We start from the raw sequence: 12273 nt of genomic DNA, 5'->3' as shown, positions 1-12273 counted from the left end.
ATCCCGGTCCACCAAGAGGGGCGATCGTACGTCGTCACGATTCGCGGGCCGGGTTGCGGTGGACGCGGCAGCGTCGGGCACGAGAGGCGCGGGCAGGGCGGGTAGTCCCTGTGAGCCCGAGGCAACGTGCAGACGAACGGCGCTGATGGTTCGTCTCGCCAACAGTTTCCGGCGCGTGTGCACACTGCCGGAGCCACTGCGGCGAACAAGCGAGCTCGCGTACGGCAAAACCGTGTGGTCCTGGCCGTCGTTGCTACGGTCAAGCCTTTCGCGGAGGTGCAGGCGAGCCCAACCGGGCGGACTTGCGCCGTCAATTCGCGGGGCGAGGGAGGCCAGAAGGAATTCGGCTCCCGGGAGAGCGCGGCATAAGCCGTCAGACCACTGCGCAGGGAAGGCCGCGTGTTTGGCTTCACCTGTCTGCCGCTGTGCAGTTTCTGATGCGCTACATGCGCACAGCGGACCCATGGGTGCCGGCCGGCACCCGGCCTTCCCTGCGCCCTCTTGGTTCAGAGGGTGGAGAGATGAAGCAAAGCTCGGGCGAAATGCGTCGCGAGAATGCGAAGGTATGTCTGCGACTTAGGATGCGAATTGGAGAAGAGTGGCGATGCATCTTCGTCATTGCGAGCGCGCCGAAGCAATCCAGACCGTCGCCGCGGAACACTCTGAACTGCTTCGCTGCGCTCGCAATGACGAGTCTGAGGAGACGGTGTGCACAACGTCTCACTAACGTCGTCCTGGCGAAAGCCAGGACCCGTTACCACTGAACTCCAAGATGAAAGCGCCGTGTGGCCCCGGCTGTCCGCAACACCATGGATTTGGGGGTATGGGTGCTGGCTTTCGCCAGGACGACATTGGAGGCATAGAGATTCGTTACAGTCGCATCACCGATGATGCGACCGCATCATCTTGCGAAATTTTCCGCAAATGCCGCCCGCGACATTCGTCCGGAAATTGCGCATGCCGGCGCGTCAGGCCGCCGCCTGTCGCGTCAGCCCTGGCTGGCGACGCGAGCGCGATCGAGATGTTCCTCGATCTTCGGGCGGTCGCGGGTGCGCTCAAAGCTCGTGCAAAGCAGTTCCGTTTCCTCGAGCGAGACGGGAGCGCGATACAGCCGGCACATGAATTCCGCGTTCGCGCGTGCCTTGCCCGTAACGGGGCCACGCTCGGCGAGGAACATGCAGTCGCGGCAGATGCTGGCATTGAGTCGCTGATGCGTCGCATCGAGATGATTGAGGATCTTCGTCAGCGAGTCGCGCAGCCTCATGCACTCATCGGTTCCGAGCGCGGCGACCGCGTTCAGCACGTGATTGATCGGATCGTGCTGGTTCAGGCACTTCTCACCCTGCGTGGTGACATGGAGCACGACCGAGCGCTTGTCCTCATGCGACGGCTTGCGCTCCAGGAAGGATTTGCTCTCGAGCGTCTTCACGATCTGCGATGCAGTTGCCCTGGTGGCGCCGATGAAGCCCGCGAGCGCAGAGGGCGTGCGCGAAAACCTGTTGGCGCGTGCGAGGAACCGCAGCGCCATCCATTCCCGGTCGCGCAACCCATGTTGATTGCCTTCGAAATACCAGGCCCTCGCCGCCTGAACCAGCAGCTCGACCGCTTCGCGTGCCAACGACATAAGTTACCTCGCCCCGGGAATCTCGTCTGCGGCGCCCCGAAGCCGCTTTCCGCCATGGCGCACGAGTCCTTCGCGAGAAGCTGGATAGCCGGCGACATCCGATGAGCTCGTCGCGCCCGGCTTCAGCTCAAAGGCACGCATCGCTACGAAGCTGGTCTGGCTTGCTGCGCGCCGCGAAATCCGGCGCGAGAAGCAGCGTCGCTGATGGCATGCCAACCGCGGTGTCGTCGAACGGGAGTCCGAGTTGCCGTCACCGCCGGACGATGGATCGGAGTTGTTCAACCGAAGCCCCTGAGTTCAAGTCACAAGCAAACGTTTCTTATGATCCACCGAAACGATGAATGAGCTTCTCAACAAAATCAAGTAGAGCGCTCTCGGAGACTGGATGTAGTCGCAGACTTTCATGACGTTCAACTCAATCTCACCACGGAGGACACATGTAGGTGAACGCTATTCTCTATGTATCAAGCTAGCTGCAGTGAAGTATACGAGCGTTTGATTGCACGCATATTGCTGGTCGCCGCCGATGCAAGTTGATCAGAGCTTGTGCATGACGAAGATGTACGCCGCCGTGTCATCCACAACTTGCGCAATCAGTTTACAGAATTGGCGGGGGAATGTGTGGGAATTACACGCGGCGGTTGTTCGCGCTCCGCGCGAGGGGCGGCTTGTCGGTGGCGCCCCCGTAATGTCCGTACTCGACCGAACGGATGATGCTGTCGAGGACGGAAGCTATGCGTATTTTTTGCGGGCCGTGTTCCGCGGCAACCAAGTCCCAGCTCTCCTGCGATCACGCTGAAGCGCAATGCATGGGTTCACCGCGCGGCTGGATTGGCCGCTAGTCGCCCTTGAGCATGTCGCGCAGCTCGCGGAACGGGTCGGCGCTCGGCGGGGCTGAGGCGTCTTGTCGCATTGCGCTGTAGATCCTCGGAACCATGTCGACCGCCTGATCGAGTCCCGAATCGCGTCCGGACTGGTAACCGCCCATCAGGCGAAGGTCGCGCGTGTCCTCGTATTTGGCGATCATGGAGCGCAGCTTGCTGACGAGCTCGCGCTCCTCGGGATCCCAGACGTTATGGGCGAGGCGGGAGACGGAGCCCAGCACGTCCACGGCCGGATAGCGCGCCTGGTCGGCGATGTGCCGGCTCAGCACGATGTGGCCATCGAGCGTGCTGCGAATCGTGTCGGCGATCGGCTCGTTGTGATCGTCGCCGTCGACCAGCACGGAGAAAATGCCGGTGATGGTCCCGGATCCCTCCTCGCCGGGCCCTGCCCGTTCCAGCAGGCGCGGCAGATCGGTGAAGACCGTCGGCGCATAGCCGCGCGCGACCGCGGGCTCGCCGGCGGCAAGCGCAACCTCGCGGGCGGCGTGCGCGAAGCGGGTGATCGAATCGACCACGAGCAGGACCGATTCGCCCCGGTCGCGGAAATATTCGGCGACCGCCATCGCGGTCTTGGGCGCCAGCCGCCGCATCATCGGGCTTTCATCTCCCGTCGATACGATGGTCACAGCGCGGGCGCGGTCATTGCCGAGCACGTCCTCGATGAACTCGCGCACCTCGCGGCCGCGTTCGCCGACCAGCGCAAGCACGACGGTGTCGAATCCTTCGCTGCGGGCGAGCATCGCGAGCAGCGTCGACTTGCCGACGCCGGAACCGGCAAAGATGCCGACGCGCTGGCCGGCGCAGATCGGCGCGAACAGGTCGATGACCCGCACGCCGGTGCGCAGCGGCTTGTGGACGCGCGCCCGCTTCATCGCCGGCGGCGCCTCCGCCTCCGCCGACACGGCGCGCGATCCCGGGGTGAGGGGACCCTGTCCATCCAGCGGCGCGCCGAGCGCGTTGATGACGCGGCCCTTCCAGCTCGGATCGGGCGCGAAGGACAGTGGCGGCATCCGATATGCGATCGAGCCGAGGCCGCCGGAGAACTGCCGGTCGAACGGCTTGGCGATGATGCCGTCGCTGTCGATCCGCACCACCTCACCGATCTGGGGCTTGCCGGCCGAATTGACGCCGATCAGCTCGCCGAGCCTGACGAAGCGCGACAGGCCGGAGACACGGAAATGCGTCGGCGCGATCTCGGAGATCGCGCCGCTGACGCTTGCGAGGGGAGTGCTCTGCTGAAGCTCCAGCAGCGCCCACTCAAGTTGCCGAAGAGCGTTCAAGGAAGTTGTCCACCGTCATTGCGCGCGAGGCTACTTGCCGGGGTCGCCCAGCGTCCGGATCGCGTTCTGGAGCGAGCTCTCGGTGCCCTCGATCATCGAATTGGTGCCGTCGAAGGCGCGCGAGGCCGCCATCAGCTTCGTCAATTCCATCATCGGATTGGCGCCGGAGCCCTCGACATAGCCTTGCTTGAAGCCATCGCGGGAGAAATCGGCGATGGCGGTCGCAGGCCGGTCGGGCGTGACGCCGGAATTGCCGTAGCGCTCGAGATTGGCGTCAGCGGGAATGTTGAACAGGCCGATGGTGCCGATCTCGTTGTTGTCCTGGGTGATCGCGCCGCTGCGCGAGATCGAGACCGGTCCGCCGTTCGGATCGAGCGTGAGCTGCGCGCCGCCGGAATCGATGATGGGGAAGCCGCTCACCGTCTGGAGATCGCCATTGGGAGCGATCTGGAGCCGGCCGTCGCGCGTATAGACCGTGCCGTTGGGCCCGGCGAAGGCGAGCCAGCCCAGTCCGACCACGGCGACGTCGAGCGGGTTGCCGCTCTCGGTGATATTGCCGGCCTCGCGCGAGATGATGTTGTCGCCAGGCGTGGAGAAGGCGACGGGATTGGCGCCTGCCTTCGACAGGACCGTCTCGAACTTCACCACGTCGGTGCGGAACGCCGCCGTGTTGACGTTGGCGACGTTGTTGGCGATCGTCTGGAGGCGCTTCTCGAGGGCGACCTGCGCCGACAATCCCACATAGAGAGCCGATTGCATGACTTACTTCCCGAACCGGATGGACTGAAGTTTCGAGAGAATGTCGGTATCCATGCTGGCCATCGTCGACGCTCCGCCGATCAGGACCAGCGCGGGGTTGGTCGAGTTGTCGCTCGACGCCTGGGTCGCATCCCACATTGCCGCAAAGCGCTGCACGAATTTGGTCACCTTGGTCGGGTCCTGGAAATCGGTGAGCTTGAGCATCTTGTTCAGCATCGTGGCCTGGGCGTCGATATCGGCCGAGCTGACGGTCGACGACAGGCCGAGCGCCGTCTGAACGACCTGCGTCAACGCCTTGTCCGCGAGGATCTGGTAGGCGTTCGTGATCGTCGAGGCCTTGCGCGTGAAATAGAGCGCCAGCCGCAGGCCCTCGTTCTGGTCGCCGGCGTTCTGCTCCATCGTCTGCGTGACGTATTGGGTGGCCGTGCCGGTCGTGGCCTGGGCGGTCTGGGTCGCGTTGCTGCCGAGCGCGGCGAAATTGAAGGCGGCGGCGAACTCCCGGTAGCGGGTGTCGGTGAGCTTGTTGGCGAAGGTGTCCTTGGTCGCGATACCCTCGGTCAGCACCTTGCGCATGAACGCCTTGGCATAGGTCATGTCGCTGAGGCCGTAGGCCTTCATCGCGTAGGAGTAGAGGCGATAGTCCTTCAGGAAATCGTCGATGGTCTTCACCTTGCCGATATTGGCAAGGAAATAATCGGTCTCGCGGCTGACATCCGGCTGCTTCGCGACCTGCGTCAGCGACTTGCCCATGTCCTTGGTCAGTCTGGTGTAGTCCGCGATGGTGGATAGCATGACACGCGCCCCTCTGGCCGCCGTTGCGACATCGTCTCAAGCTGCCGCGAATTGCTTGCGCGAGGCTGGCGACCAGGAAACCAGCTTCGCGCAAGCGTCGACGCATAGATGTTGCCGATGGGATCGGCGATGGAGCGGTGCGTTGGGCAGTTTCGTGGGGATTGTCATCACGGTTGCGGCACTGCTCGGCGGATTCGCCGCCATGGGCGGGCATCTGGCCGTGCTGATGCAGCCGTGGGAGTTCGTGATCATCATGGGCACCGCGGTCGGCACCTTCATCGTGGCCAATCCGTGGAAGGTGGTCGTGGACACCGGGCTGGCGTGCATGCAGGCCATCACCGGCGCGGTGCCCAGTGAACGTTATTATCTCGATTTGCTCGGCGCGCTGCACGCCCTGATGCGCGAACTGCGGGGCAAGGGCCGCAACGAGGTGGAAGCGCATATCGACGATCCCTCGTCCTCGGAGATCTTCAAGGCGTTCCCGAGCGTGCTCGGCGACGCGGCGCTGCTCCAGTTCATCTGCGACTATGTCCGCCTCATCATCATGGGCAACGCGCGCACGCACGAGATCGAGGCGCTGATGGACGAGGAGATCCACACCATCGTGAAGAGCAAGCTCACGCCCTACAACGCGTTGGTCGTGGTGTCCGAGGCGCTGCCGGCGCTCGGCATCGTCGCCGCGGTGCTCGGCGTCATCAAGGCCATGGGCGCGCTCGACCAGTCGCCGAAACTGCTGGGCGGCTTCATCGGCGCCGCCCTGGTCGGCACCTTCGCCGGCATCTTCCTGTCCTACGGCATCATCTCGCCCTTCGCGCTGAAGATAAAGCTGACGCGCGAGAAGCGGTGCCGGCCTTACATCATCGTCAAGCAGACCCTGCTTGCCTTCATGAACGGCGCCATGCCGCAGATCGCGGTGGAGCATGGCCGCAAGATGATCGCGAGCACCGAGCGGCCGTCGATCGACGTGGTGGAAAATGAGACGATCGCCGGGCCCAAGGCGGTCGTTGCCGATGCCGAACCGAAGGCTGCACGCGCATGATGATGGAAGACCTGGACGTCGACCAGCAGAAGCGGCTGCCGAACTACCTGCTCGACGCCGCCGGCATATCGATCGAGCGGATGCCGATGCTCAATGTGATCTTCGATCGCATGGCGGCATCGTGCACCGACAGCCTCCAGCCTATGGCGGGCACGCCCTGCTATTTCTCGGTCAACGGCATCACCAACGACCGCGTCGGTGACATCATCAAGGATTACGAGGCCAACGCGGTCGCCGCCGTGCTCTATGCCGAGCAGTGGGACTCCCGCGTCATCATCATGCTCGACCGCGACTTCGTGTTCACGATGGTCGAGGCGATGTTTGGATCGGACGGCGCCGAGCCGCCGATCGACGTCGAGCGCTCCTTCTCCAACATCGAGCTCCGCCTGGTGCAGGCGCTGTTCGAACGTTTCGCCAAATCGCTGCAATCGGCCTTTGCCGGCACGTCCGAGGTGACCTTCCGCCTCGAGCGGGTTGAGACCGCCATGGCATCGCTGGCGATCGGGCGGAGCGGCAACATGTCGATCTGCGCGAACATCATGTTGCAGGCGCTTTATCGCGGCGGCCAAATGTTCCTCATTATTCCGCACTCGGCGCTCAATCCGTTGCGGCAGAAGCTCGCCCACGTCGTCGTCAGCGACGGTCGCGCGGCCGATCCGCACTGGCGTGAGCAGATGGAGAGCGAGGTCCACCGGACCGAGGTGACGCTGAGTGCGGTGCTCGACGAGAAGATGCTGTCCCTCGGCGACGTCGTGAAGTTCCACGTCGGGCAGGTGCTCGAGCTTGAGGCCACGCCGCGCACGCTGGCCCGGCTCGAAAGCAACAACCAGGTGCTGTTCTGGTGCCAGATCGGCCAGCTTGATGGCTACTATGCCATGCAGGTGGCAGATCCCGTCGATCAGAAACGGGAGTTCGTCGATGATATCCTATCTCGTTGATGCCGTGCTGCTGATCGCGCTTGCCTTCACCAGCATGCGGGTGACCCGGATGCACCGTGAGCTGGCGCGGTTGCGCAGCTATCAGGGCGAATTCTCGACGATCGTCCATGAGACGGCCGGCGCGTTCGATACGGTGATTACCGCGGCGCACGATTCCACGGCCAATCTCGGGCGGCTCGCCAACGTTCTCGGCACAAAGATCGATCAGGCGCATGAGGCGATCGCCGCGCTGGACGCGCGGCGTGGGCTCGCTGCGGCCAAGGGCTGTGTCGACGCGGACAAGCATTGAGGCGGGGGCCATAGTGCGGACGTCACCTGACGTCGACGCGCAGGCAGGGGGATGATCCTGGAGCGGCGCTCCGGGAGCGGATTACCAAGAGGCGATACCAGATGGCGCAACCTTTCGACTATGAGTCTTCCAATCGAGCATCGGCCTCCGGGGAGGGGCACACCGACGCGTCCTCGCTGGAGAGGCTGGCGGAGATCGCCGCGCGCACGGCGGAAGAGACCGGCAAGTTCGCCAACGTCGACGCGATCCTGCGCATTCCCGTCACCATGCAGGTGGTGCTCGGCTCGGCGACCATCCCGGTGGCGAATCTGATGAAGCTCGGCCGCGGCGCCGTGGTGCCGCTGGATCACCGGGTGGGCGAACCCGTCGACGTCGTGGTCAACGGCCGGATCGTGGCCCGCGGCGAGGTCGTCGTCGTTGAAGAGGACAACTCCCGCTTCGGCGTCTCGCTCACGGAGATCGTTGGACCGCTGGGGCAGGGTGATACCTGACCATGGCGGCACAGGTCGGCATCGCTCCCGTCAAGCAGCGAGGCGTTGCCACGCTGGGCGGAACGGAAAAGGTCGCGGCGCTTCTGCTTGCCATGGGCCGGCAGGCGGCCGCGAGCGTGCTTCAGCAATTCGAGCCGCAAGAGATCCGCATCGTCACCAAGGCTGCGGCGGAGCTTCGGCCGATCACCGCGCAGGAGCTGGAGGGGATCGTCGAGGAGTTCGCCCAGCAGTTCTCGATGGGCGCGAACATCCTCGGTACCCTCGGCGGCCTTGAAGCCGTGCTCGGGGACGTGCTTCCGGCGGAGCAGGTTTCACAGATCATGTCGGATCTGCTCGGCAATTCCAGCCGCTCGGTCTGGGATCGTGTGTCGTCGGTGTCGGAAAACTCGCTTGCGAGCTATCTGACCAAGGAGCATCCGCAGACGGCCGCGCTGATCCTGTCCAAGGTGAAGCCGGCCTGCGCCGCGAAGGTCATGAGCCAGCTTCCCTCGAGCCTGCGCAACGAGCTGATGCGGCGCGTGCTCAGCCTCAAGCCGATCGTCGACGATGCGATGCGCATCATCGAGAAGACGCTGCATGAAGACCTGACCCTGAACTTCGCCCGCAATCTCGGCGCTGACACCTATGCCCGCGTCGCCGACATCATCAACAAGATGGAGCGCGGCCACATCGAGGATATGCTGAAGAGCCTGTCGGAGAAGCGGCCGAAATCGGCGGAAGTGCTGAAAGAGCTGTTGTTCACATTCGACGACGTCGTGAACCTGACGCCAAAGGCGCGCACTATGATCTTCGATCAGGTGCCGACCGATCGGATCGTCATCGCACTGAAGGGAACCGACAAGAACTTCCGCGAGCTGATCCTGTCCTCGGTCGCCTCGCGCGTCCGCCGCGTCGTCGAGCACGAACTCGCCATCGGCGAGCCGTCGAACCAGCGTGACGTGCTGGAGGCGCGCCGCGTGATCACCGACCTTGCGCTCGAGCTCGCGGAGAAGGGCGAAATCGAGCTCAACCCCGAGCAAGAGGATGAGCTGGTCTTCCGCTGACCGCTGAACAGGCATGGCAGAAACATCCGACCAGGAGAGCAAGACAGAAGAGCCGACCGAGAAGAAAGTCCGCGATGCGCTCGAACAGGGCCAGATTCCGGTCTCTCGGGAGGCGTCGATCTTCGCTTCCATGGCGGCGTTGATGGTGATCCAGGCGTTCCTGATCGGCCAGGGCGTGCAGCAGCTGACGCCGACCCTGAAGAGTTTCCTCGACGATCCCGACGGCTTCCCCCTCGGCACCGCAGCGGACGCGCAAAACCTCCTCACCGTGGTCGGCCTCCAGGCGATGCGCTTCCTGATCCCGCTGGTGGTGATCCTCGTCGTGTTCGGGCTTGCGGCCTCGCTGCTGCAAAACGCGCCGCGCCTGGTGCTGGAGCGTATCCAGCCGAACTTTTCCCGTATTTCTCCCGCCAGCGGCTGGAGCCGGCTATTCGGAACGCAGGGACTCGTGGAATTCGCCAAGTCACTGTTCAAACTCGTCTCCGTGGGCCTCGTCGTCGGCTTCGTGCTGCGCTCGTCCGAGGCCAAAGCGTTCGAGGCGATGTACACCGATCCGGTGGCGCTGCCGGAGATGATTCTCACCATCGCCATGCGGATCGTCTCGGCGATCTGCATCGCGACGATCGTTTTGGTCGCGATCGACCTCGCCTGGGCGCGGTTCCACTGGCGGCGCGAGCTGCGCATGACCCGGCAGGAGATCAAGGACGAGCACAAGCAGGCGGAGGGCGATCCGCTGATCAAGGCCCGCCTGCGCTCGCTCGCACGTGACCGGTCACGGCAGCGAATGATCGCCTCAGCGTCTCGGGCGACGCTGGTGATCGCGAATCCGACGCACTTTGCGGTGGCGCTGCGCTACAAGCGCGACGAAAATCCTGCGCCGCTGGTGCTCGCCAAGGGCATGGACGGGATCGCTCTCAAGATTCGCGAGGTCGCCGAGGAGAACAGGATTCCGGTGATCGAGAACAAGGCGCTGGCGCGCGCGCTCTACGATGCGGTGCAGGTCGATCAGGTGATCCCGCCCGAATTCTTCCGGCCCGTCGCCGAGATCATCTACTTCCTCCAGTCGAAGCAGTCGCCGCGGCCTGAGAAGGTTCAGTAGATTTCCGAGGACAGCGTTCTCCGCGTCAGCCTGGGGAAAGCTTGCAGCCCTAAGGTCCTCCCGAATAGACCAGAATGGGACTGTCGTGGGACCGCTTTATCTCTTCGAACTCGCATCATCGCAGGCGCGCTGGCTCGAGCTCCGTCAGTCGACCATCGCCACCAACGTCGCCAACGCCAATACGCCGGGCTTCAGGGCGCGCGACGTCGAGCCTTTCAATAAGGTGCTCGACGGAACGCCGGTGCGGCTTGCGATGACGTCGCCCTCGCACATGCAGCTCAGCGCGGCCGAGACCGACACGCGCGCGACCGCGAAAAAGGATAGCTGGGACGTGGTTCACTCCGGCAACTCCGTGAGCCTCGAGCAGGAAATGATCAAGGGCAGCGATGTCAATCGCGACTACTCGATGAATTCCGCGATCGTGCGGTCGTTTCACCGCATGTTGCTGTCGAGCACGAAGACCTGAGGTGAACTGACATGCTGGACTCTCTGAGCGCCTCACTGACGGTCGCAAGCTCCGGACTCGAAGCGCAGTCGACGCGCATGCGCATCGTCTCGGAAAACCTCGCGAACGCGAGTTCGACGGGGCGCACCGCCGGCGCCGATCCGTATCAGCGCAAGACGATCACCTTCGATGCCGCAATGGACCGTGCTTCGGGCGTGCAGCTTGCGAAGGTCAAGGAAATCGGTGTCGATACCACGCCGTATCGCGTGGAGTACGATCCGGGGCATCCCGCCGCCGACAAGGCCGGCTACGTCAAGCTGCCCAACGTCAACATGATGATCGAGATGGCCGACATGCGCGAGGTCAACCGGTCGTATGAAGCCAATCTCCAGGTCGTGAAGCAGGTGAGATCGATGCTGGGCATGACCATCGATCTCCTGAGGAGCTGACAATGCTTGAGGCGATTTCATCCACGGCGATTTCCGCAGGCCAGGCGGCGAGCCGCGCGACCGAGACGCAGGCCATCTCGCCCGCGGCCACCGCGATCCAGTCCGGAGATGACGTCGGCTTCGATTCGGTGATGAAGCAGGTGACGACGGACGCGATCGGTACGCTGAAGGCGGGCGAAGCCGCGTCGATCTCGGCGATGCAGGGCAAGGAATCGACGCGGCGCGTCGTCGAGGCGCTGATGTCGGCCGAGCAGGCCTTGCAGACGGCGGTCGCGGTTCGCGACAAGGTCGTGCAGGCGTATCAAGAAGTCGTTCGTATGTCGATTTGATCTGAAGGAGTGACGCTGTGAAATCGCTCGCCATTGCGGCCACGGGCATGAATGCCCAGCAGACCAATATCGAAGTCATCGCGAACAACATCGCCAATATCAACTCGACGTCGTACAAGCGGGCGCGCGCGGAATTCACCGATCTGTTCTACCAGATGGACCGCGTGCAGGGCGTCTCGAACGTCTCGGGTTCGTCACCGATCCCGGAGGGCGCAAATCTCGGCCTCGGTGTCAAGTCGGCGGCCATCCGCAAGCTGCACATCCAGGGCGCGCTCACGCAGACCGGTAACCCCTACGACCTGGCGATCAACGGTCGGGGCTGGTTTCAGGTGTTGGGTCCGAACAACGAGGTGCAATATACCCGCGCAGGTTCGTTCAACACCAATGCCAATGGTCAGCTCGTCACGATCGACGGCTACCTGCTGGATCCCGCAATCACGGTGCCACAGGGAACGGTCCAGGTTACGGTCAACCAGACCGGACAGGTGTTTGCCAAGCTGGATACGGCAATCAATCCTCAGCAGATCGGCCAGCTCAACCTCGCCAACTTCGCCAACGAAGCGGGCCTCGAACCGCTGGGCAGCAATCTCTATCGCGAGACCACGGCGTCCGGCACGCCCGTCGTCGGGCTGCCGGGCGATGCCGGCTATGGCAAGATCAACCAGCAGTATCTCGAGGCCTCGAACGTCGATCCCGTCAAGGAAATCACCGAGCTGATCTCCGCCCAGCGCGCCTATGAGATGAATGCCAAGGTCATCCAGGCCTCGGATGAGATGGCCTCGACTGTCTCGAAAGGCCTTCGCTAGTTCCGG

The 12273-nt window shown here is 63.6% G+C and carries 14 protein-coding genes; 10 read left to right on the top strand and 4 right to left on the bottom strand.

Annotated features, from left to right (window positions below; all coding sequences use genetic code 11):
* Positions 1-988: 988 nt before the first annotated feature.
* The 4 genes from AYJ54_RS35445 to AYJ54_RS35430 form a co-directional block, all read right to left on the bottom strand.
* Complete coding sequence (locus tag AYJ54_RS35445; protein WP_063706487.1) at positions 989-1624, bottom strand: MarR family winged helix-turn-helix transcriptional regulator; 636 nt, start codon at positions 1622-1624, stop codon at positions 989-991.
* 838 nt (positions 1625-2462) lie between these two features.
* Positions 2463-3788 (bottom strand): flagellar protein export ATPase FliI, encoded by a 1326-nt coding sequence (gene fliI, locus AYJ54_RS35440; RefSeq protein WP_063706485.1) that lies wholly within the window; start codon positions 3786-3788, stop codon positions 2463-2465.
* Between the two features lie 30 nt (positions 3789-3818).
* The gene (flgF, locus tag AYJ54_RS35435; RefSeq protein ID WP_063706483.1) at positions 3819-4547 is read right to left on the bottom strand and encodes a flagellar basal-body rod protein FlgF; all 729 of its coding nucleotides are present in this window, start codon (positions 4545-4547) and stop codon (positions 3819-3821) included.
* Positions 4548-4550: 3 nt separating this feature from the next.
* Positions 4551-5339, bottom strand: coding sequence for a DUF1217 domain-containing protein (locus tag AYJ54_RS35430; protein ID WP_063706481.1), 789 nt, complete (start codon positions 5337-5339; stop codon positions 4551-4553).
* Between the two features lie 142 nt (positions 5340-5481).
* Between AYJ54_RS35430 and motA the strand changes: the two genes are divergently transcribed.
* The 10 genes from motA (at position 5482) to flgG (ending at position 12267) form a co-directional block, all read left to right on the top strand.
* Positions 5482-6378, top strand: coding sequence for a flagellar motor stator protein MotA (motA, locus tag AYJ54_RS35425; RefSeq protein WP_063706479.1), 897 nt, complete (start codon positions 5482-5484; stop codon positions 6376-6378).
* Positions 6375-7316 carry a flagellar motor switch protein FliM gene (locus AYJ54_RS35420; protein ID WP_063706477.1) on the top strand — a complete coding sequence of 314 codons (942 nt, stop codon included), beginning with the start codon at positions 6375-6377 and terminating at the stop codon, positions 7314-7316. The genes motA and AYJ54_RS35420 overlap by 4 nt, the downstream gene beginning before the upstream one ends.
* Entirely contained in the window at positions 7297-7605 is a 309-nt protein-coding gene (locus tag AYJ54_RS35415) for a hypothetical protein (RefSeq protein WP_063706475.1), read from the top strand. The genes AYJ54_RS35420 and AYJ54_RS35415 overlap by 20 nt, the downstream gene beginning before the upstream one ends.
* A 101-nt stretch (positions 7606-7706) precedes the next feature.
* On the top strand, positions 7707-8096 hold the full coding sequence (fliN, locus tag AYJ54_RS35410; protein ID WP_063706473.1) for a flagellar motor switch protein FliN: 390 nt from the start codon (positions 7707-7709) through the stop codon (positions 8094-8096).
* 2 nt (positions 8097-8098) lie between these two features.
* Positions 8099-9139 carry a flagellar motor switch protein FliG gene (locus AYJ54_RS35405; protein ID WP_063706471.1) on the top strand — a complete coding sequence of 347 codons (1041 nt, stop codon included), beginning with the start codon at positions 8099-8101 and terminating at the stop codon, positions 9137-9139.
* Between the two features lie 13 nt (positions 9140-9152).
* On the top strand, positions 9153-10238 hold the full coding sequence (flhB, locus tag AYJ54_RS35400; RefSeq protein ID WP_063706469.1) for a flagellar biosynthesis protein FlhB: 1086 nt from the start codon (positions 9153-9155) through the stop codon (positions 10236-10238).
* Positions 10239-10323: 85 nt separating this feature from the next.
* Positions 10324-10704: a flagellar basal body rod protein FlgB gene (gene flgB / locus AYJ54_RS35395; RefSeq protein WP_063706467.1), complete on the top strand. Its 381-nt coding sequence runs from the start codon at positions 10324-10326 to the stop codon at positions 10702-10704.
* An 11-nt stretch (positions 10705-10715) separates the two neighbouring features.
* Positions 10716-11132, top strand: a complete 417-nt coding sequence (flgC, locus tag AYJ54_RS35390; RefSeq protein ID WP_063706465.1) for a flagellar basal body rod protein FlgC — start codon at positions 10716-10718, stop codon at positions 11130-11132.
* A gap of 2 nt (positions 11133-11134) precedes the next feature.
* The gene (gene fliE, locus AYJ54_RS35385) at positions 11135-11461 is read left to right on the top strand and encodes a flagellar hook-basal body complex protein FliE (RefSeq protein ID WP_063706463.1); all 327 of its coding nucleotides are present in this window, start codon (positions 11135-11137) and stop codon (positions 11459-11461) included.
* 17 nt (positions 11462-11478) lie between these two features.
* Positions 11479-12267 (top strand): flagellar basal-body rod protein FlgG, encoded by a 789-nt coding sequence (gene flgG / locus AYJ54_RS35380; protein ID WP_063706461.1) that lies wholly within the window; start codon positions 11479-11481, stop codon positions 12265-12267.
* Positions 12268-12273: the final 6 nt, after the last annotated feature.

This window comes from Bradyrhizobium centrolobii, assembly GCF_001641635.1.
In the GTDB taxonomy this organism is placed as follows: Bacteria; Pseudomonadota; Alphaproteobacteria; order Rhizobiales; family Xanthobacteraceae; genus Bradyrhizobium; species Bradyrhizobium centrolobii.
The sequence above is the reverse complement of the archived record's forward strand: the minus strand, read 5'-3'. Positions and strand labels throughout refer to the sequence as shown.

Coding starts and splice junctions, on each gene's coding strand:
- AYJ54_RS35430 (WP_063706481.1), bottom strand. CDS start 5,339: ATGCTATCCACCATCGCGGACTACACCAGACTGACCAAGGACATGGGC.
- AYJ54_RS35405 (WP_063706471.1), top strand. CDS start 8,099: ATGGCGGCACAGGTCGGCATCGCTCCCGTCAAGCAGCGAGGCGTTGCC.
- flgF (WP_063706483.1), bottom strand. CDS start 4,547: ATGCAATCGGCTCTCTATGTGGGATTGTCGGCGCAGGTCGCCCTCGAG.
- AYJ54_RS35445 (WP_063706487.1), bottom strand. CDS start 1,624: ATGTCGTTGGCACGCGAAGCGGTCGAGCTGCTGGTTCAGGCGGCGAGG.
- AYJ54_RS35415 (WP_063706475.1), top strand. CDS start 7,297: ATGATATCCTATCTCGTTGATGCCGTGCTGCTGATCGCGCTTGCCTTC.
- fliN (WP_063706473.1), top strand. CDS start 7,707: ATGGCGCAACCTTTCGACTATGAGTCTTCCAATCGAGCATCGGCCTCC.
- fliE (WP_063706463.1), top strand. CDS start 11,135: ATGCTTGAGGCGATTTCATCCACGGCGATTTCCGCAGGCCAGGCGGCG.
- flhB (WP_063706469.1), top strand. CDS start 9,153: ATGGCAGAAACATCCGACCAGGAGAGCAAGACAGAAGAGCCGACCGAG.
- AYJ54_RS35420 (WP_063706477.1), top strand. CDS start 6,375: ATGATGATGGAAGACCTGGACGTCGACCAGCAGAAGCGGCTGCCGAAC.
- flgC (WP_063706465.1), top strand. CDS start 10,716: ATGCTGGACTCTCTGAGCGCCTCACTGACGGTCGCAAGCTCCGGACTC.